Source organism: Winogradskyella pacifica (assembly GCF_013403915.1).
In the GTDB taxonomy this organism is placed as follows: domain Bacteria; phylum Bacteroidota; class Bacteroidia; order Flavobacteriales; family Flavobacteriaceae; genus Winogradskyella; species Winogradskyella pacifica.
On sequence record NZ_JABFDI010000001.1, the window covers coordinates 210,047 to 230,091 of the forward strand.

Sequence of the window (20,045 nt, forward strand, 5' to 3'; positions counted from 1 at the left end):
AACCTAAAGGTTATTTAATGTTTGAATTAATTTTTCATTCTCTGCTTCCGTGCCTACTGAAAATCGCAAGCAGTTGTCACATAAAGGTTGATTCGTTCTATTTCTCACCACAATGCCCTGCTCCACCAATTGCTGATAGCGTTGATTAGCATCATCTACTTTAACTAAGATAAAATTGGCATCAGAAGGATACACTTTTTCCACAAAACGAATAGACTTTAATGCTTTTCTCAGTTTTTTCCTTTCTGTGATAATCGTTTTCACTTCATTATCAACTGCATCCATAGCGTTTAAACGTTCTAAAGCTTTATCTTGAGAGAGTTGATTAATATTATACGGTGGTTTTATTTTATTTAATACTGAAATAATTTCTTGCGACGCGTAACAGATACCTAAACGAATTCCTGCTAAACCATACGCTTTTGATAAAGTTTGTGTGATTATTAAATTCGGAAATTCATCCAAGCGACTCAACCAACTTTCTTTTTTTGAAAAATCAATATAAGCTTCATCAATCACCACAATACCTTGAAATTCATTAATTAATTCCTCAATTCTTTTAGCTTTAAAACTATTGGCTGTTGGATTGTTTGGTGAACATAAAAATAAGAGCTTGGTATGTGTATGCGCTGCTGCAAGGATTTCTTCAATATTCGGTTGGAAATCCGATTCTAATTCAATTTCAATATTATCCACAGCATTAAGATTTGCCAGCACATCATACATTCCATAAGTTGGTGGTAATGTTATGATATTCTCACGATACGGCTCACAAAAGACTCTAAAAATTAAATCTAGTACTTCGTCGCTTCCATTACCTAGAAGTATTTGGTTCGTTGGAATTCCTTTTAATTCAGACAAACGCTTTTTAACCTGTGTTTGCTGAGGATCTGGATACCGATTGACATCCGTATTAAATGGGTTTTCATTCGCATCGATAAAAACCATACCATCTGTGATGTCCTTATATTCATCTCGTGCTGAGGAATACGGTTTAATGGTTTTAATATTATCTCTTATGAGATTATTTAAGTTGAAATTTATCATGTTATAGACACTTCGACTGCGCTCAGTGTGACATTTGAAATTACATTTAATTACTTTTTTAAATCATTAAGCCTTAAGGTTACTGCATTTTTATGTGCCTGTAATCCTTCTGCTTCTGCCATTAATTCTATAGCGTTTCCTATATTTTGAATGCCTTCTTTTGATAGTTTCTGAAACGTCATACTTTTTTGAAAGCTATCTAAATTGACTCCAGAATACGCTTTTGAAAACCCGTTAGTTGGTAAGGTATGATTGGTTCCGGAAGCATAATCACCTGCACTTTCTGGTGTGTAATTCCCAATAAAAACAGAACCTGCATTGCTAATATTTTCTACAAAAAACTCATTGTCTGATGTTACTACAATAAAATGTTCAGGACCATATTCATTAATAAGCTCCAATGCTGTTTCATTAGAATCTACTACAATAGATTTAGAATTAGCAATCGCTTTTTCTGCCATAACTTTTCTTGGTAAAACAGCCAATTGCTTTTTCACTTCCGATGAAACACAATCCGCAAAATCTTGAGACGTCGTTACCAAAATCACTTGACTATCACTACCGTGTTCCGCCTGACTTAATAAATCTGAAGCCACATAAGCTGCATTTGCAGATTCATCAGCCATAACTAATAATTCACTCGGGCCAGCTGGCATATCGATGGCAACACCATACTTTGTTGCTAATTGTTTTGCTACGGTTACAAACTGGTTACCAGGACCAAAAATCTTGTAGACTTGCGGAATGGTTACTGTACCGAAAGTCATTCCTGCAACAGCCTGTATACCACCAACTTTTATGATTTTAGTAACGCCACAAAGATTTGCTGCGTATAAAATTTCATTCGCTATTTTTCCTTCTTTATTAGGAGGTGAGCATAATACGATCTCTTTACAGCCTGCAATTTGCGCAGGAACGACCAGCATTAAAACAGTAGAAAACAAAGGAGCTGTTCCGCCTGGAATGTATAAACCCACTTTCTGTATTGGTCGTTTTTCTTGCCAGCACTCTACTCCTGCCATGGTTTCTACAAAAACTTTATCCGTTTTTTGAGCACTGTGAAACTTCTTGATATTCGTTTTTGCTAGTTCAATAGCCGCTTTTAAATCGTCATTTACGAGTTTTGAAGCTTCTTCTATTTCTGATTTTGAGACTATATTATTCTCAAGCGCTACTCCATCGAACTTCGTCGTGTATTTTTTTATAGCAGTATCACCATTGTCTTTTACTTCTTTGAATATCTCATTTACAGTTTCCTCAATAGCTTCAACCGATTTTGTTGGCCGTTGTAATAGTGAAAGCCATTCGGCTTTAGATGGATTTATAAATAGTTTCATTACGTCTAAATTCAGATTAATTATAATACCATGTTTTCTATAGGGCAAACTAAAATACCTTCTGCTCCATTCGCTTTTAATTCGTCAATAATATTCCAAAAATCATTTTTGTCAATTACAGAGTGCATTGAACTCCAACCTTCCCTAGCTAGAGGTAAGATCGATGGACTGTTCATTCCTGGAAGAATTCTTATAATCTCATCAAGTTTATTATTTGGTGCATTTAATAGAATGTATTTGCTCTCTCTCCCTTTTAAAACTGATTTTAATCGGAATTGAAGTTTATCTATCAACGCTTGATTTTCTTCAGAAATCATAGGTGAAGTCGCTAATACTGCTTCAGATTTTAGTAAGACTTCAATCTCTTTTAAACCGTTTTTAAATAAGGTGCTTCCACTAGAAACAATATCACAAATTCCATCTGCTAATCCTATGTTTGGCGCAATTTCAACAGAACCATTAATGATGTGTAAATTCGCTTTTAGTCCTGCTTTTTCTAAAAATTGATTCACCGTATTTGGGTACGATGTTGCTATTCGTTTTCCGTCTAAGTCTTTTAAGCTTTTTGCTTTCGATGATTTTGGAACTGCAATAGAAACTTTACATTTTGAAAATCCTAAACGTTCTACAATCTTAAGATCATTTCCTTTTTCTATCAATACATTCTCGCCAATAATAGCAGCATCAACCACACCATCTCTAAGGTATTGCGGGATATCACCATTTCTTAGGTAAAAAACTTCTAAAGGGAAATTTCGTGCTGATGCTTTTAATTGATCTTTTCCGTTATCGACAGAAATACCAATCTCCTTTAAGATTTTCATTGAATCTTCGTTAAGACGACCCGATTTTTGTACTGCAATTTTTAATTTACTCATAACCAAGTTTTGTAATGTCTAAGACTTCAATTGCGTTTAAAAAACAAAAAACCCGCTTGAAGTTCTCAAACGGGTTTTTAAAATATATTTTGAATTTATTCAATACACTTTCACCTCGCTTGAGCGATTATATGAAAATGATGATGTAATTGAATAAGTGTCATGTTCTTTATGTTGCTACAAATATTGTTAATTTAATTTTATTAATCCTAATTTTAATTCAAAGAATCTCAATTTTTAACAAATTAATAATATTTGTTTCTTTAATTATTGATTTCCTAAGATAATTGGTAAGCCAGTATCTCCTGAACCAATAATAATCGTTTTACTATTTGGTGATTCAGAAAGTTTCACTGTAGCTTCAATACCTTTATCCTGAAGAATCTTATCTGTTAAAGATGCACTTAAAATACGGTTAGCATCTGCTTTACCTTGTGCATCAATAATAACTTTTTCAGCTTCTTTTCTTGCGCTTTCAAGTCTGAATTCATATTCTAATGATTCTTGCTCTTGTCTTAATTTACGTTCAATTGCTTCTTTAATTGTAGAAGGCAATGTAACATCTCTAATTAAAATATCATTTAATTGAATAAATTGTGGCTCTACAAGCTTTTTAGTCTCCTCAAAAATCTCTTCTTGTATTGCATCTCTTTTACTAGAGTATAATTGTTCTGGCGTATAACGACCAACAACACTTCTTGCAGCACTTCTAATCGCTGGCTGAAGCACACGACTTAAATAATCTTCACCTTTTTGGTTGTGTAATTTTCCTAAACTTTTAACATCGGGTTGATATAGAATAGAGGCATCTAATTTAATGTCCAAACCATTAGAAGATAGTACTGCCATTTTTTCTGCAACTTCTTGTTGACGCGTTTCATAATCGATTACGCGATTCCATGGAGCAATAACATGAAACCCTGGACCTAATGGTGCTTTTTCTGGATCTACACCATCACTAAGTGTTTCGTATAAAACACCAGCATGACCTGAATCTAGCGTAACAGCAGATTTTGCTAAAACTATTATTAAAAGTACAACTCCGATTAAAATCGGCAATCCAATCTTTGGTAATTTTTCCATTCTATTCTTTTTAAATTAATCCGTTATATTTTCTAATAAACCACTCAATAAAAAGGCTTAAAGCGATTAAACCAAGTAGATATTTCCAATCTATCAAAGGTACGATATTTTTAGTGCTTTTCTGAATGGTTTTGAACCGATTATCACTAATTAAAGTACTAATCATTTCATCGATTTGAGTCGGAAAAAATGCAGTGCCTTTACTAGTTTCAGCAATAGATTTTAATTTGATAATATCTGCATTTAAAAATTGCTGTTCTACATTGTATTCTAAAATTTGAAAGCTTCCTGAAGCCGTCACAGATTCCGAATTATGTTTAATCGTAAAATCATATAATCCGGCATTAACTCCACTTAAATCTACGGTATAATTCCCATTATTTAATAAAAGTGGTATTTCTCTAACACTGTCGTCATCCTTATTTTTTAAGACAATGCTTAATGACGCAGACGTGTCAAACTCAAAGTTTTTATTGAAATATTGTGCTGAGATTATTACATCGTCATTACCATTATAAAATGACCTGTAATCTATATTAATACGTTTTCTTTTTTTGTTTGAACTTAGGTATTGTACAAGCTTATTAATGAATTCATCAAAACCATTAAAACTGTTCGTATTTAGAAATGATTGCGCTCTCCAACGCCAAATATCTTCTCCATTTAGAATAGCATGTTTTGTAGCATCTGCTTCAAAAGTTGCTAGCAATATATCTTCTGTTGTAATTCCGTTAACGTTTTTATACAATAGCGTTTCATGCGGAACTAACATTTGAAGCGCACCAAATTCAGATTTTAAAGGAGGAAAACTATTGAAGTCGAGATGTTCTACGATGAACGTTCCATAATTTCTATTGAGAGTTGGTTGATAGCTTTCAGTTTGATTGGTGATGGTTTGTTTGAAATACTCTTGAGTCTGGTTCAGCAAATTCCAATTGGTCGTAGCACCCGAAATGATGAACGTATTAATTTTTTGCTCTTTAATTTCTTTTAAAAGGGAATTAAAGTCATTATTCGGCTGATACAATATAACTAATTGAAAATCATTAATTTTAGTTATTAAGTCTTTTGGCTTTATAATTGAAACACTGCGTTGCTCGTTACTTTCAATGGCTTTTTTTAACGTACCTAAATCTGGATGCAAACGATCATAAACCAAAGCAATATTTGTTTTTTGATCGATGACTTCTACTCCAAAATTCTTAACGTTATTGACTTTATTTTTCTCATTGTCTAAAGCCACCAACTCTACACGATACGTTTTAACACCAACGCTATTTGCCATTAAAGCAGTTGAAATAATTTCGGATGATTTTAACGCATTAAACTGAAGTGTTTTTCTAAAAACTACAGAATTACCAGACCATATTTTAAGTTCTGTATTGATAGTCTCATTGCCACTATAATTGGCGAAAATCTCTACAGGAAACTTATTCTTGAGATAGACATAACGATTAACATTCAGTTGCTTAATGCTTAAATCGGAATACACCGTAGAATCCCCAAGAATAATAGGATAAATAGGTTGCTTAATTCCTTTGGCTATATAACTATAATCTGAACCATAGGTTTGATTCCCATCGCTTAATATAACAATTGGCGCTGTTTGATTGGCATACACCTCTCCAAATTGTTTTAAGGCCAAGGCCAAATTAGATTGACGTTCCTTAAAATTTAAAGTATCTAAGGTATTAACCGACTTACCAAAACTATAAGCCTGTATATTAAAACGATCTTTTAATTCTGAATTATTTTGTAAAGCATTTACGACTTTCTTAGCCTTTTCATCGTGTTTTAAATAAGAAACGGATTCGGAATTATCAACAGCAACAACCAAAGTTGGTTTCTCATCAAAATACGTATAGGATTCAAACTTTGGATTGATTAGTAATAGTAAAATTCCGAAGATTGAAATCGTTCTTAATGCTGTAAGCACGTATTTAAGATTCGACTTTAATTTAGATTTATACAAATACTGAAACAGCGCTAATAAAAGCGCTGTTATTGCAGCAATTGTTATGTATATAATTGTTAGTTTACCCATTCAAATTTCGACAAATATCATAAGATTCCTGCCTTCGCAGGAATAAGAGTTTAAGTCAACATTCCACCATCAACATTAAGCGTCTGTCCTGTAATATAAGCACTTAAATCACTTGCTAAAAACACACATGCATTAGCGATATCTTCTGGTGTCCCCCCTCTTTTAAGTGGAATACCAGCTCTCCAACCTTTTACAGTGGCTTCATCTAGTTTTGCTGTCATTTCAGTTTCAATAAAACCTGGCGCGATGACGTTGCTTCTAATATTACGCGATCCTAGCTCTAATGCCACTGACTTAGAAAAACCAATAATTCCGGCTTTAGAAGCTGCGTAGTTTGTTTGTCCGGCATTACCTTTTATACCAACAACAGAACTCATATTTATGATAGAACCTTTACGTTGTTTCAACATGGTACGTTGAACGGCTTTAGTCATATTAAAAACCGATTTTAAGTTTACTTCAATTACTTTATCAAAATCATCCTCTCCCATTCGCATTAAGAGATTATCTTTTGTGATACCTGCATTATTAACCAAAATATCAATAGCACCAAATTCGGCTAAAACATCTTCTGCTAATTTTTGAGATTCATCAAAATTTGCAGCATTACTTTGGTAGCCTTTAGCCTTTATGCCTTTAGAATTTAATTCTTTTTCTAATTCGTTAGCCGCTTCAACCGATGAGCTATAAGTAAATGCTACGTTTGCTCCATGATCTGCAAAAACCTCTGCAATTCCTTTTCCTATACCTCTACTTGCACCAGTAATTATGGCTGTTTTTCCCTCTAAAAGTTTCATGATAAATTTATAATTAGTTTGTGTTACAATACTTTATTAAAAAAAGGCTTCAAATAATTTAGAGTTTGAAACCGCAATCCAAAGATAGCAATTACAATTTGCACGAAATAAAAAAACCTCACAAGATTTTGTAAGGTTTTTAACAGTTTTATGTGGGAAAGTTTAGCCTAAAACTTCAGCTACTTTCTTTCCTATTTCAGCAGGAGAATCTACAACGTGAATTCCACATTCTCTCATGATTTTCTTTTTAGCTTGAGCAGTATCATCACTACCACCTACAATAGCACCAGCATGTCCCATTGTACGACCAGCAGGAGCAGTTTCACCAGCAATAAAACCAATAACTGGTTTTTTACTTCCGCTTTCCTTATACCAGTGTGCAGCATCTGCTTCCAATTGACCTCCAATTTCACCAATCATAACCACAGCTTCAGTTTCTGGATCATTGATTAATAACTCAACAGCTTCTTTAGTTGTCGTTCCAATAATTGGATCTCCACCAATACCGATAGCTGTTGTAATACCTAATCCTTGTTTTACAACCTGATCAGCAGCTTCGTAAGTTAAAGTACCTGATTTAGACACAATACCTACAGTCCCTTTTTTGAAAACAAAACCTGGCATAATACCAACTTTAGCTTCCCCTGGGGTAATTACACCAGGACAGTTAGGACCTATTAAACGACACGCTTTATCTTTGATATAGTTAGACGCTTTAATCATATCTGCAACAGGAATACCTTCAGTAATTGTGATAATTACCTTAATACCAGCATCAGCAGCTTCCATAATAGCATCAGCAGCAAAAGCTGGTGGTACGAAAATAATTGTAGTATCTGCACCAGCTTTCTCTACAGCTTCAGAAACTGTATTAAAAACAGGTCTGTCTAAATGTGTTTGACCACCTTTACCAGGAGTTACACCTCCAACGACATTTGTACCATATTCAATCATTTGTTCAGCGTGAAATGTACCTTCACTACCTGTAAAACCTTGAACTATAATCTTAGAATTCTTATTAACTAAAACGCTCATTTGTTATTGTTGATTTTAAGTTTTATGTATTTTGTTATGCAAAAATAAGAGATTTTAAACGCAAAAGCGACCTCTTTTATAATTTTATTTCTCGATATGATTTGATGCTTTTTTTATCAGTTTCATCAGCTTGTTGACTGATTTCAAAACCACGATATAATTTGTCATCTTTCACTTCCCAAATTGTAGAAAAATGTGCAATTGTTGTTTCTATATATGGATTTTCAATAGTAAAACCAAATAATGTATGTCTTGTTGTTACAAAAACACCTGACGCTATAAAATGAGTAAACTCAAATCGCAAACTATTGTAAGATTGTCTCGTTCCTTCAAAAAATGTTTCAATATCATCATAATTCAGTAATGTAAAACCTTGGCTACTCGTCCAATGTAATTCACAATCTTTATGAAAATGCTTAGAAACCATTGTAACGTCATTCGCTAGGTCTGATTCATAAAACGACTTGACAACTTTCTTTGATGACATTATAAGTTTTTTAGTTTTAGAAGTATTTCAGGAATTTTTTTGATGTATGCCAAATCTTTAAAAGAAACTCTAGCTTCTTGCGCAGGACTACCAAAATAAGTTTTGCCTTCTTCTGTAGAATGTCCTAATCCAGATTGTGCATATAACACTGTGCCTTTTGCAATCGTTATTCCACTTTTAACACCCACTTGGCCCCAAATAGTAACATTATCTTCAACAACAACACAACCCGCAATTCCGGTTTGTGAAGCGATTAAACATTTTTTTCCAATAATGGTATCATGACCAATTTGAATTTGATTATCTAATTTTGAGCCTTCACCAATGGTCGTATCACCTGTAACACCTCTATCTATAGTACAAAGTGCACCTATATCTACGTTATTTTCAATAATAACACGGCCACCAGATTTTAACTGATCGTAGCCCTCAGGTCTATTTTTATAGTAAAATGCACTTGCACCTAAAACTGTACCTGAATGAATAGTGACATTATCGCCAATAATGGCATCATCATAAATATTCACATTAGCATGAATGACACAGTTCTTACCAATTTTTACATTATTACCAATAAAACAATTGGGTTGTATTACTGTACCTTCTCCGATTACGGCATCAGTAGCGATAGCATTATTTGAAGCTTTAAATGGCTTAAAATGAGAAGTTATTTTATTGAAATCCCGAAATGGATCATCTGAAATTAAGAGTGCTTTTCCTTCAGGACAAGCAACATCTTTATTAATTAAAACGATTGTTGCTGCTGACTCTAAAGCTTTATCGTAATATTTAGGGTGATCTACAAAAACAATATCACCAGGTTCTACAACATGAATCTCATTAATACCTAAGATTTCAAAATCTTCATAACCTCTGTATTCACAATCAATTAAGGTTGCAATTTGCTTTAAAGTATGTGGTTTTGGGAATTTCATTTGTCAGTATTCAGTCGTCAGTATGCAGTCGTCAGTATGCAGTTTTTAGTAATTTACTGCAAACTGAGGACTGTATATACTGTCAACTTATTTATTCTTTAATACGCTCCTTATAAGTTCCCTTCTCGGTTTCAACTTTAATCTTATCACCTTCATTTATAAATAAAGGAACGTTTACCTCCGCTCCAGATTCAACCGTTGCTGGTTTAGTAGCATTGGTAGCTGTGTTTCCTTTTATTCCTGGTTCAGTAGCTGTAACTTCTAATATAACAGAAGCTGGTAAATCTACAGAAAGTGGCATATTATCTTCGGTATTAATTTGAATGGTAACCACTTCTCCTTCTTTCATTAAATCAGTTCTATCAATAGCAGACTCTAATAATCGGATTTGTGTGTAGTCTGCTTCATTCATAAAATGATAAAATTCACCGTCATTATATAAATACTGAAATTTATGAGTTTCAACACGAACATCTTCGATCTTATGTCCCGCAGAAAATGTATTATCCAAAACCTTACCGTTAGTAACGCTTTTCATTTTTGTTCTTACAAAAGCCGGTCCTTTTCCTGGTTTTACATGAAGAAATTCTACTATTTTATAGATATCGTTGTTGTATCTTATGCATAATCCGTTTCTAATATCTGAAGTACTTGCCATAATATTGCCCACGAAAGTGGGTATCTTTTAATTGTTTATAAATTGAATGTTGATTATTTAATCATAACACCCCTAAAGTCCCCTCAAGGGGACAACACTCAGTTCTGATTATTCAAAACCTTAAATTATTTAATGCTTTAGTAATTTTCATGAAAATCTAGTTAGATTTAAAGTAACCTTTCATAATTCCACGATGCGAATTCTTAATAAATTGAAGAATCTCATCACGTTCTGGAGTGGCTTCCATTTCTGCTTCAATTAAATCTGCAGCTTGTGTGTTATTGTAATTTTTTTGATATAATATTCTGTAAATATTCTGAATCTCTCTAATTTTTTCAGAAGTGTACCCTCTACGTCTTAAACCTACAGAATTAATTCCTACATAAGATAGTGGCTCTCTACCTGCTTTAACAAAAGGAGGCACATCTTTACGCACTAAAGAACCACCAGTTACAAAAGCATGGTTTCCTATAGAGCAAAACTGGTGAACAGCTGTCATACCCGCTAAAATCACATAATCACCCACTGTAATATGTCCGGCAAGTGTGCTATTATTTGAAAAAATACAGTTATTACCAACAATACAATCGTGAGCTATATGACAATACGCCATAATAAGACAATTGTTACCAATTACGGTTTTCATTTTATCGGTTGTACCACGATTAATCGTGACGCACTCTCTAATGGTAACATTATCACCGATTTCGACGGTGGTATCTTCATCGTTGTATTTTAAATCTTGTGGAACCGCTGAAATAACAGCTCCGGGGAAAATACTACAATTTTTACCTATTCGAGCACCTTCCATAATGGTTACATTACTTCCAATCCAAGTCCCTTCTCCAATTTTTACATTATTATGTATGGTTGTAAAAGGCTCTATAACGACATTTTTGGCGATTTTTGCACCAGGATGTACGTATGCTAACGGTTGGTTCATTTTTCTAATTTTTAATTTAATAAAGCGGTAAAAATGTGTTCGCTATTAAACTTTGCAAATTCCTATTAACTTTTGAAATCTGCTCGGTTCATTTTTCTAATTTTTAATTTAATAAAGCGGTAAAAATGTGTTCGCTATTAAACTTTACAAATTCCTATTAACTTTTGAAATCTGCTCGGTTCATTTTTCTAGTTTTTAATTTAATAAAGCGGTAAAAATGTGTTCGCTATTGAACTTTACAGACTCCAATTTTACTCTTGAAGTCGTCTCGGTTCATTTTTCTAATTTTATTTAACTTTTGATATTTGCGCCATCAATTCTGCTTCTGCACATAATTTACCGTTAGCATAAGCATAACCTTGCATGTGGCAAATTCCTCTTCGTATTGGCGTAATTAAAGAACATTTGAAAATTAAAGTATCGCCAGGTACTACTTTTTGCTTGAATTTTACTTTATCCATTTTCATAAAAAACGTTAAGTAGTTCTCTGGATCTGGAACCGTACTTAATACCAAAATTCCTCCTGTTTGTGCCATCGCCTCAACAATTAAGACTCCTGGCATTACTGGTGCGCCTGGAAAATGACCTCTAAAGAACTCTTCGTTCATTGTTACGTTCTTCATTCCAATAACATGATTGTCAGACAACTCATAAACCTTATCTATTAATAAGAAAGGTTGTCTGTGTGGCAACATATCCATAATTTGATTCACATCCATTAAAGGTTCTGAATTCAAATCGACTTGAGGAACATTATTTCTTCTTTCGTTCTTTATAAGTTTAGACATCTTTTTTGCAAACTGTGTATTCACAAAATGACCTGGCTTATTAGCAATAACTTTACCTCTAATACGTGTACCTATTAATGCTAAGTCTCCTAATACATCTAATAATTTATGACGAGCTGCTTCATTTGGATGATGCAAAGTAAGATTATCTAAAATACCGTTAGGCTTTACTGCAATATTATCTTTATTAAAAGCGACTCTTAATTTATCCATAGTTTTATCAGACAACTCTTTATCTACATAAACTATAGCATTATTTAAATCTCCACCTTTAATTAAGCCGTGTTCTAAAAGCATTTCAATTTCATGCAAAAAGCTAAAAGTTCTGGCATCAGCTATTTCGGTTTTAAAATCTGAAACCTTATTCAGTGTTGCATTTTGAGTGCCTAAAACTTTAGTGCCAAAATCTACCATTGTAGTAATTTGGTACGTACTTGCTGGCATTAAAATTATTTCGCTTCCAGACTCTTCATCTGTATAAGATACAACTTGAGTTACTTCATATTCTTCTCTAAAAGCTTCTTGCTCAATAATACCAGCTTTTTCTAGTGCTTCTACAAAGAATTTAGAAGAACCATCCATTATTGGTGGCTCTGATGAATTTAATTCAATTATAGCATTATCTATATCTAAACCAACTAGAGCTGCTAAGACATGCTCACACGTTTGAATAGTTACCCCATTTTTCTCCATACAAGTTCCACGCTGGGTACTTGTTACGTAATTAGCATCAGCTTCTATTTTTGGAGACCCTTCTAAGTCTATGCGTTGAAACACAAATCCAGAATTTTCTGCACCTGGCTTAAATACCAATTTTACATCTGCACCAGTATGAAGTCCAACACCAGTAAGCGTTACTTCTTTTTCAATGGTTTTTTGCTTCGTTTCCGTTTTAATTATTGCCATCTACTTTTTTTTCTAATTCATTAATAGTTTTTGCCAACTTCGGTAAATTTTTAAAATAAACATAGGATTTATTAAAATCCCCATAGCCAAAAGCAGGAGATCCTTGTAAAACTTCATTATCTTTTACATTACGCCCAATACCAGATTGCGCTTGTATCTTTACATTGTTTCCAATAGTTAGATGTCCAACAATACCAACCTGTCCGCCAATTTGGCAATGTTCACCAATCTTGGTAGAACCAGCAACACCAGATTGCGCTGCAATCACTGTGTTTTTTCCGACCTCTACATTGTGGGCAATCTGTATTTGATTGTCTAATTTTACACCAGACCTTATAATCGTAGACCCCATCGTTGCTCTATCTATTGTTGTACCTGCACCAACATCTACATAATCTTCTAATATAACATTTCCAATCTGTGGAATTTTAGAATAACCTCCATCTTTATTAGGTGCAAAACCAAAACCATCAGCACCAATTATAGCACCAGAATTAACAACGCAGTTTTCACCGATAATACAATCAGAATAAACCTTTCCACCTGGAAAAATAGTTGTATTAGCACCTATTTTTACATTATCTCCTACATATGCGTTTGGGTAAATTTTTACATTATCTCCCAATTCTACATTACTACCAATATAAGCAAAAGCACCGACGTATATACTATCTGATATCTTAGTACTTTCTGAAATAAAACTTGGCTGCTCTATTCCTGATTTATTCGCCTTTATCCTATCATAATACTCCAGTAACTTAGAAAACCCCTCATAAGCATCTTCAACTTTAATTAAGGTTGTTGATATCGGTTTCTCTGGTACAAATTTATCATTAACAATAGTTATTGATGCTTCTGTAGTGTAAATATAGGGTGTGTATTTTAAATTGGAAAGAAAGGTTAATGACCCTAGAGTTCCTTCTTCTATTTTAGAAAGTTTAAAAACTTCAATTTTAGGGTCGCCAACAACGGTTCCTTCTAAAATACCTGCTATTTGTTCTGCTGTAAATTTCAATGATTAGATTTTAAAGTCATATTGCTTTCCGCAAAAATAGAAAAAAAGGATCACATTTTCTTTTTAGGATAGCACATATAATATTTTGTGATGGGTTTACTAAGTGCTTTTAAGTTTAATTGATGTGAGGCTTTTACGATGTCTCTTATTTTTCCCGACTTAAATAAGATGTTGATCTTTTGAGCTTTATTCTCATATGCCTGGTTGCTTAACTCACCCTGAAACACAAAATATTCTGCTTCAGATTTAGAAATATTATACCGCTCTACCAAAGCTTCAAAATGACTTTTTAGTTCTGATTCCTTAAACACTTTGCTTTTAATCTTAATTTTCAGCAAACGTCTTTCAAGTATCATTTGGCAAAGGTTGCTCAATACGAAGTCATCATGATTTTGCCAATCTTTCATTGCAGCTACAATATCGTAATCATCTAATTGTGAAAAAATAACAAGCGTATCATCATTAAAACTTTCAGCGTTTATTTCTGAATTCAAGAAATAAAATAAAGCATCACTACACTTTAATTTTACATTCTGATGTACTAATTCTTTTGCACGTTTTAAAACCCGCATTAATAATTCTTCTGCAACTACACCTGTTTTGTGCAAATACACTTGCCAGTACATAAAACGTCTTGCTACTAAGAATTTTTCGACACTTAAAACACCTTTCTCTTCAACCACCAATTGGTCATTAACCACATTTAGCATCGTAATTAATCGTTCACTATTTACATTACCTTCCGCAACTCCTGTGTAAAAACTATCGCGTTTTAAATAATCGGCTCTGTCCATATCTAATTGACTTGAAATAAGCTCGCACATAAACTGTCGTGGATATTCCTTCTTAAAGATAGAAATCGCTAACGTTAAACTTCCGTTAAACTCTATATTGAGTTCTTCCATAAAACGCAATGAAATTTCCTCGTGAGAGACGTTATTTACAATACTGTGCTCCATGGCATGCGAAAAAGGACCATGACCAATATCGTGTAAAAGAATCGCTATTAGCAATCCATTTTCTTCATCATCAGAAACTATAACTCCCTTAAAACGAAGCACATTAATGGCTTTCTGCATTAAATGCATACAACCCAAAGCATGATGAAAACGTGTATGATGTGCGCCTGGATATACCAAATATGATAACCCCATTTGACTTATACGTCGTAATCTTTGAAAATATTTATGTTGAATTATATCAAATATTAACGAATTCGGAATAGTAATAAATCCGTAAATTGGGTCGTTAAAGATTTTAAGCTTATTTTTTGTAGGCAAAATTTTAGAATTCAATAATTAATAAACAAATATACCACAACATGATAAATATTCTCTGGGTTGACGACGAAATCGATTTACTAAAGCCACATATTATTTTTTTAGAACAAAAAGGATATCAAGTTACAAAATGCCAAAGTGGTACGGAAGCTTTAGAAATTATAGACGACACTAATTTTGATATTGTCTTTTTAGATGAAAATATGCCAGGACTTACAGGGCTAGAAACCTTGAATGAAATTAAGGAACGACGTGCCAATTTACCTGTTGTAATGATTACCAAAAGTGAAGAAGAATACATTATGGAGGAAGCAATTGGTAATAAAATTGCTGATTATTTAATAAAACCCGTAAATCCGCATCAGATTTTACTAAGCTTGAAAAAGAATTTGGATCATTCGCGTTTAGTATCAGAAAAAACGACTTCTAACTATCAGCAAGAATTCAGAAAAATTGCTATGGATCTATCTATGGTAAACTCTTATGAAGAATGGGTAGATTTATATCAGAAATTAATTTATTGGGAACTTCAGCTTGAAGGCATTGAGGATGTTGGAATGACCGATATTTTAGAATCTCAAAAAACCGAAGCTAATATGCAATTCGGTAAGTTTATTGAGAAAAATTACGAAGATTGGTTTCAACCAAAGACAGATGCTCCCGTAATGTCACATACGCTGTTTAAAGATAAGATTGTGCCAGAATTGAGCGATAAACAACCAACCTTATTGGTAGTTATAGATAATTTACGATACGATCAGTGGAAAGCCTTTGAACCTTTTGTAAACAATTATTACAAAAAAACATCTGAACTTGCTTTTTATAGCATCTTACCAACAGCAACTCAATATGCACGTAATGCCATTTTCTCTGGTTTAATGCCTGCGGATATGGAAAGTTTATTTCCTCAATATTGGAAAAATGACACTGATGAAGGAGGCAAAAACATGCATGAAGGTGATTTTTTGAGAGAACAATTAAAACGTTTAGGTTTAGGACACTTAAAACATGAATACCATAAAATCACAAATCTTAAAGCCGGAAAAAAATTAGTTGAAAACTTTAGATCCTTAAAAGACAACGACCTAAGCGTCATTGTTTATAATTTTGTTGATATGCTTTCGCATTCTAAAACGGAAATGGAGGTTGTTAAAGAATTAGCCTCTAATGATAAAGCTTATCGCTCTCTTACTGTTAGTTGGTTTAAGAATTCTCCATTATTAGAAATGATTCAGTTATCACAACAACTCGGCTTTAAATTAATATTAACAACCGACCATGGAACGATAAATGTAAAAGCACCAACTAAGGTAATTGGAGACAGAGAAACAAGTTTAAATTTACGTTATAAAACGGGAAGAAGTTTAACATATCAAGATAAAGATGTATTAGCAATTAAAAATCCTAAATCTATTCATTTACCAGCTTTAACCATGAGTAGCTCGTTTATCTTTGCTAAGGGTGATTTATTTTTAGCTTACCCTAATAACTTTAATCACTATGTCAGTTATTATAGAAATACTTATCAGCATGGCGGTGTGTCATTAGAAGAAATGATTATACCGTTTGTTGTAATGAATCCCAAATAACAGGTTTTTATTCTAAACAAAAATGAAGTTGAATTTAATTTGGCTTCATTTTTTTTATCTACATGAGCCACAATTCTAGAGTATTAGCATAAAAAACACCTTAAAAGGTAAAAAAACCCGACGAAATGCATTTTATTTTAGGTTATCTAAAATATTATTCTTACTATTGTATCCCTAACTTGTATAAAATAATATAGTGAAAACTCTCGAATTCACATACCACTTAAATGATATAGATGCTATTGTCTCCAAGGTTTTAGAGCATTTAAACTCTAAAATTATAATATTTAATGGTGAAATGGGAGCTGGCAAAACAACGTTTATAAATGCACTTTTACAGGCCATGGGAAGTAATGATGCTGCTACTAGTCCAACATTCTCAATTGTAAACGAATACGATTTATCTAATGACAAAGTTTATCATTTTGACTTCTATAGAATTGAATCTATTGAAGAAGCTTATAATTTTGGAATAGAAGATTATTTAAGTAGTAATCATTGGTTATTTATGGAATGGGCAGAACGTATAGAAGAGCTTCTACCCGAAAACACACAAACCATTACTATTACTGACATACAAGACAATAAGAGATTTCTAGAGTTAACTTTAAACACCAAAATTCAACCGACAAAACAGCTATAAAAATACAGAAATTTTAGATGAAAATATAATATTTTTCCTACAGAATTAAACTAGTATTACGGAAAAACCGTAATTATAAACTCATATTTTTTGGATTTTAACATTTTCGAATTTGTAAGGATTTAACAATGCTCTTACATTTGAAGTAATTAATTAATTAAATCCCTTAAATTATGAAAACTAAAAAAAATCTGTTACTAGCAATCGCTATATTCGGAGGAGTATTGTTCACTGTAGAAGCAACTAACATTATTAACTTAGATGGACAAACGACAACAGAACTTAAAAAAGGTAAAAGAAAGCTCCTTCCAAACGGGTAATAAAAGGTTAAATAAAAGTGTAATAGTTGGCTCTATAATTGCCACTATAATTGCTTTTACCCCTCTTTTTTATTCTTTACATGAAAGTGTTCCAACGACTAAAGTTTGGAGCACTTTTCTGTTTACTTATGATAGTGGCTATTGGGAAGATGCACAATATGCCATGTGGATTTACACTGGAAAATTTTTACCTCTAATGTTCTTAATTATTTGGTTTTTTACTTGCCGCCATTGGTGGTATCATGTTTTACTTATACCAATAATAATGTATTCTTTTCAAATAGTACATAGTTTTCGTGCAGAAACTTTATACATAGACCAAAATCAAATTTTAATATTACTTCCTGTTTTAGTGTTGGTTGTGCCATCAATATATTTAATTAGAGCTAAAATGTTTAATAAAATAAATACTGCAGATAAAACCCTTGAGGAGCTCGAAGAAGAATTTATGATTAAGCCCAAAAGTTTTTGGGGAAAGCTCAAACAGTATTTTTAGAACTACAATTCAATTTCAAAATTTAAGTTATTCTAATACTCCATTTATTTTAGTGTTATTCGCTATATTGCAATAGCAATACTAAAGTAATTGACTTAATGAGTATATCACCATTTACCAAAGCCCAGTTATTACCTCAAGAAGAAACCTTAGAAATTCTTAAACAAAAAGGCGAACTCTTTATTGGGATTCCTAAAGAAGCACATTTTCAAGAACGTCGTGTTTGTTTAACACCAGATGCTGTTTCTGCGTTAACGGCCAATGGTCACCGTGTATTATTTGAATCTGGCGCTGGAGAAGGTGCTAATTTTAAAGATAAAAATTACAGTGAAGCTGGTGCTGAAGTCACAAAAGACACAGCAAAGGTTTACTCCTGCCCTATTATTCTTAAAGTAGAACCACCTTCCTTAGATGAGATCAAGCTTATTAATCCGCAGACTATCTTAATATCTGCGCTTCAAATTAAAACTCAAAGCAAATCCTATTTTGAAGCTTTAGCAAAAAAACGAATTACCGCATTGGCTTTTGAATATATAAAAGATGATGATGGTCAATACCCTGCGGTTAGTTCTTTAAGTGAAATAGCAGGAACAGCTTCTATTTTAATTGCATCAGAACTTCTCTCGAATATAAATGGAGGGAATGGTTTAATGATGGGTAATATTAACGGTGTACCACCAACGGAAGTCGTTATTTTAGGAGCAGGTACTGTGGGCGAATTTGCGGCACGTTCTGCTATGGGCCTAGGAGCAAATGTTAAAGTCTTTGATAGCTCTATTACTAGATTACGCCGTCTTCAGAATAATTTAGGTCGTACGCTTTATACATCAACAATGCAACCCAAAAACCTTTTAAAAGCCTTAAAACGTTGCGATGTTGCCATTGGAGCAGTCAGAGGCACCAATCGTGCTCCAGTCATAGTTACTGAAAGTATGGTTGCTAATATGAAATCTGGCTCAGTGGTTATAGATGTGAGTATTGACATGGGAGGTTGTTTTGAAACAAGTGAAGTTACTACTCACGATCGTCCTACTTTTGAGCATAATGGAGTGGTTCATTACTGTGTCCCTAATATTCCGGCGCGATACTCCAGAACTGCTTCAGTTTCTATAAGTAATATCTTTACTCCTTACCTTTTAGAAATTGGTGAATATGGTGGTATAGAAAATGCCCTTCGATTTGATCGCGGTTTAAAAAATGGGTTGTATTTTTACCACGGCATTTTAACTAACAAATCCGTTGCAGAATGGTTTGGTTTAGAATATAGTGATGCCAATTTATTAATTTTTTAATCTGTACTTAACGATTATTCGTTTGACAGAATTATCTCACAACTATGAAATTTATACATCGTTTGGCCTATTATTTAGGTGGTTTTGCTATTGGTTTAATGCTTCTTATGTTTTTTTTAAACGGAAAAGATGCCTCCTGTGATTATGGTCCAAATGCTAGAACAATTAAAAACATTAGCTCTAAACCTTTTATATATACTAATGAAACCTCCAATTTCATAGCAGAACAATCATTAGATTCTACTATAGTAAACAACTTGGTGAAATTTGGAAGTGTTGATTTTTCTAAAAGTAAAACCGAAATTGATTCATGTAAAATCTATCTTATAGAAAATAGTTATAAAGAACGTGATTTAGAATTAATGATAAAGAATTGTGATTCAATAGCTACAATCCTCGATATTAAGTATACAAACAACTAATAAATTGAAATTGTTTCCTTTAAAATTTAGAGGATTCCATCTAAATTTAT

General features: G+C 33.0%; 19 protein-coding genes. 5 read left to right on the top strand and 14 right to left on the bottom strand.

All coding sequences use genetic code 11. From position 1 onward, the window contains the following. Nucleotides 1–3 precede the first annotated feature (3 nt). From hisC to HM984_RS00965, 14 genes are all read right to left on the bottom strand, one after another. On the bottom strand, nucleotides 4–1,047 hold the full coding sequence (hisC, locus tag HM984_RS00900) for a histidinol-phosphate transaminase (protein ID WP_179347743.1): 1,044 nt from the start codon (nucleotides 1,045–1,047) through the stop codon (nucleotides 4–6). 50 nt (nucleotides 1,048–1,097) lie between these two features. Then, entirely contained in the window at nucleotides 1,098–2,384 is a 1,287-nt protein-coding gene (hisD, locus tag HM984_RS00905) for a histidinol dehydrogenase (RefSeq protein ID WP_179347744.1), read from the bottom strand. A gap of 20 nt (nucleotides 2,385–2,404) precedes the next feature. Beyond that, on the bottom strand, nucleotides 2,405–3,262 hold the full coding sequence (gene hisG / locus HM984_RS00910) for an ATP phosphoribosyltransferase (protein WP_115808789.1): 858 nt from the start codon (nucleotides 3,260–3,262) through the stop codon (nucleotides 2,405–2,407). Nucleotides 3,263–3,529: 267 nt separating this feature from the next. Continuing rightward, nucleotides 3,530–4,345, bottom strand: a complete 816-nt coding sequence (locus HM984_RS00915; protein ID WP_179347745.1) for a prohibitin family protein — start codon at nucleotides 4,343–4,345, stop codon at nucleotides 3,530–3,532. A 10-nt stretch (nucleotides 4,346–4,355) separates the two neighbouring features. Next, a complete protein-coding gene (locus HM984_RS00920) occupies nucleotides 4,356–6,389 on the bottom strand; it encodes a VWA domain-containing protein (RefSeq protein WP_179347746.1) in 2,034 nt (677 codons plus the stop codon). Nucleotides 6,390–6,439: 50 nt separating this feature from the next. Then, on the bottom strand, nucleotides 6,440–7,186 hold the full coding sequence (gene fabG, locus HM984_RS00925; protein WP_179347747.1) for a 3-oxoacyl-[acyl-carrier-protein] reductase: 747 nt from the start codon (nucleotides 7,184–7,186) through the stop codon (nucleotides 6,440–6,442). Nucleotides 7,187–7,348: 162 nt separating this feature from the next. Continuing rightward, nucleotides 7,349–8,221 carry a succinate--CoA ligase subunit alpha gene (gene sucD, locus HM984_RS00930; protein WP_115808785.1) on the bottom strand — a complete coding sequence of 291 codons (873 nt, stop codon included), beginning with the start codon at nucleotides 8,219–8,221 and terminating at the stop codon, nucleotides 7,349–7,351. A gap of 76 nt (nucleotides 8,222–8,297) precedes the next feature. Continuing rightward, complete coding sequence (locus tag HM984_RS00935) at nucleotides 8,298–8,708, bottom strand: nuclear transport factor 2 family protein (RefSeq protein WP_179347748.1); 411 nt, start codon at nucleotides 8,706–8,708, stop codon at nucleotides 8,298–8,300. Next, the gene (locus HM984_RS00940) at nucleotides 8,708–9,643 is read right to left on the bottom strand and encodes a UDP-3-O-(3-hydroxymyristoyl)glucosamine N-acyltransferase (protein WP_179347749.1); all 936 of its coding nucleotides are present in this window, start codon (nucleotides 9,641–9,643) and stop codon (nucleotides 8,708–8,710) included. Before HM984_RS00940 ends, HM984_RS00935 begins: the two co-directional genes overlap by 1 nt. Nucleotides 9,644–9,734: 91 nt before the next feature. Beyond that, nucleotides 9,735–10,301: an elongation factor P gene (gene efp, locus HM984_RS00945; RefSeq protein ID WP_115808782.1), complete on the bottom strand. Its 567-nt coding sequence runs from the start codon at nucleotides 10,299–10,301 to the stop codon at nucleotides 9,735–9,737. Between the two features lie 157 nt (nucleotides 10,302–10,458). Next, on the bottom strand, nucleotides 10,459–11,244 hold the full coding sequence (lpxA, locus tag HM984_RS00950; RefSeq protein WP_115808781.1) for an acyl-ACP--UDP-N-acetylglucosamine O-acyltransferase: 786 nt from the start codon (nucleotides 11,242–11,244) through the stop codon (nucleotides 10,459–10,461). 287 nt (nucleotides 11,245–11,531) lie between these two features. Beyond that, the gene (locus tag HM984_RS00955) at nucleotides 11,532–12,938 is read right to left on the bottom strand and encodes a bifunctional UDP-3-O-[3-hydroxymyristoyl] N-acetylglucosamine deacetylase/3-hydroxyacyl-ACP dehydratase (RefSeq protein WP_115808780.1); all 1,407 of its coding nucleotides are present in this window, start codon (nucleotides 12,936–12,938) and stop codon (nucleotides 11,532–11,534) included. Further along, complete coding sequence (gene lpxD, locus HM984_RS00960) at nucleotides 12,925–13,953, bottom strand: UDP-3-O-(3-hydroxymyristoyl)glucosamine N-acyltransferase (RefSeq protein ID WP_179347750.1); 1,029 nt, start codon at nucleotides 13,951–13,953, stop codon at nucleotides 12,925–12,927. The genes HM984_RS00955 and lpxD overlap by 14 nt, the downstream gene beginning before the upstream one ends. A 50-nt stretch (nucleotides 13,954–14,003) precedes the next feature. Then, entirely contained in the window at nucleotides 14,004–15,233 is a 1,230-nt protein-coding gene (locus HM984_RS00965; RefSeq protein ID WP_179347751.1) for an HD domain-containing protein, read from the bottom strand. Between the two features lie 41 nt (nucleotides 15,234–15,274). On the opposite strand from HM984_RS00965, the gene porX reads away from it, so the two are divergent. The 5 genes from porX (at nucleotide 15,275) to HM984_RS00990 (ending at nucleotide 19,995) form a co-directional block, all read left to right on the top strand. Beyond that, complete coding sequence (gene porX, locus HM984_RS00970) at nucleotides 15,275–16,822, top strand: T9SS response regulator signal transducer PorX (protein ID WP_115808778.1); 1,548 nt, start codon at nucleotides 15,275–15,277, stop codon at nucleotides 16,820–16,822. A 196-nt stretch (nucleotides 16,823–17,018) separates the two neighbouring features. Continuing rightward, nucleotides 17,019–17,465, top strand: a complete 447-nt coding sequence (gene tsaE, locus HM984_RS00975) for a tRNA (adenosine(37)-N6)-threonylcarbamoyltransferase complex ATPase subunit type 1 TsaE (RefSeq protein WP_179347752.1) — start codon at nucleotides 17,019–17,021, stop codon at nucleotides 17,463–17,465. Between the two features lie 261 nt (nucleotides 17,466–17,726). Beyond that, nucleotides 17,727–18,281: a hypothetical protein gene (locus tag HM984_RS00980; protein ID WP_218844995.1), complete on the top strand. Its 555-nt coding sequence runs from the start codon at nucleotides 17,727–17,729 to the stop codon at nucleotides 18,279–18,281. A 98-nt stretch (nucleotides 18,282–18,379) separates the two neighbouring features. Then, nucleotides 18,380–19,573, top strand: coding sequence for an alanine dehydrogenase (locus tag HM984_RS00985; RefSeq protein WP_115808776.1), 1,194 nt, complete (start codon nucleotides 18,380–18,382; stop codon nucleotides 19,571–19,573). A 44-nt stretch (nucleotides 19,574–19,617) separates the two neighbouring features. Further along, nucleotides 19,618–19,995 carry a hypothetical protein gene (locus HM984_RS00990; RefSeq protein WP_115808775.1) on the top strand — a complete coding sequence of 126 codons (378 nt, stop codon included), beginning with the start codon at nucleotides 19,618–19,620 and terminating at the stop codon, nucleotides 19,993–19,995. The last annotated feature ends 50 nt before the right edge of the window (nucleotides 19,996–20,045 follow it).

Coding starts and splice junctions, on each gene's coding strand:
- hisC (WP_179347743.1), bottom strand. CDS start 1,047: ATGATAAATTTCAACTTAAATAATCTCATAAGAGATAATATTAAAACC.
- efp (WP_115808782.1), bottom strand. CDS start 10,301: ATGGCAAGTACTTCAGATATTAGAAACGGATTATGCATAAGATACAAC.
- HM984_RS00985 (WP_115808776.1), top strand. CDS start 18,380: ATGAGTATATCACCATTTACCAAAGCCCAGTTATTACCTCAAGAAGAA.
- hisD (WP_179347744.1), bottom strand. CDS start 2,384: ATGAAACTATTTATAAATCCATCTAAAGCCGAATGGCTTTCACTATTA.
- hisG (WP_115808789.1), bottom strand. CDS start 3,262: ATGAGTAAATTAAAAATTGCAGTACAAAAATCGGGTCGTCTTAACGAA.
- sucD (WP_115808785.1), bottom strand. CDS start 8,221: ATGAGCGTTTTAGTTAATAAGAATTCTAAGATTATAGTTCAAGGTTTT.
- HM984_RS00980 (WP_218844995.1), top strand. CDS start 17,727: ATGGACAAACGACAACAGAACTTAAAAAAGGTAAAAGAAAGCTCCTTC.
- HM984_RS00990 (WP_115808775.1), top strand. CDS start 19,618: ATGAAATTTATACATCGTTTGGCCTATTATTTAGGTGGTTTTGCTATT.
- lpxA (WP_115808781.1), bottom strand. CDS start 11,244: ATGAACCAACCGTTAGCATACGTACATCCTGGTGCAAAAATCGCCAAA.
- HM984_RS00940 (WP_179347749.1), bottom strand. CDS start 9,643: ATGAAATTCCCAAAACCACATACTTTAAAGCAAATTGCAACCTTAATT.
- HM984_RS00920 (WP_179347746.1), bottom strand. CDS start 6,389: ATGGGTAAACTAACAATTATATACATAACAATTGCTGCAATAACAGCG.
- HM984_RS00955 (WP_115808780.1), bottom strand. CDS start 12,938: ATGGCAATAATTAAAACGGAAACGAAGCAAAAAACCATTGAAAAAGAA.
- fabG (WP_179347747.1), bottom strand. CDS start 7,186: ATGAAACTTTTAGAGGGAAAAACAGCCATAATTACTGGTGCAAGTAGA.
- HM984_RS00915 (WP_179347745.1), bottom strand. CDS start 4,345: ATGGAAAAATTACCAAAGATTGGATTGCCGATTTTAATCGGAGTTGTA.
- porX (WP_115808778.1), top strand. CDS start 15,275: ATGATAAATATTCTCTGGGTTGACGACGAAATCGATTTACTAAAGCCA.
- HM984_RS00935 (WP_179347748.1), bottom strand. CDS start 8,708: ATGTCATCAAAGAAAGTTGTCAAGTCGTTTTATGAATCAGACCTAGCG.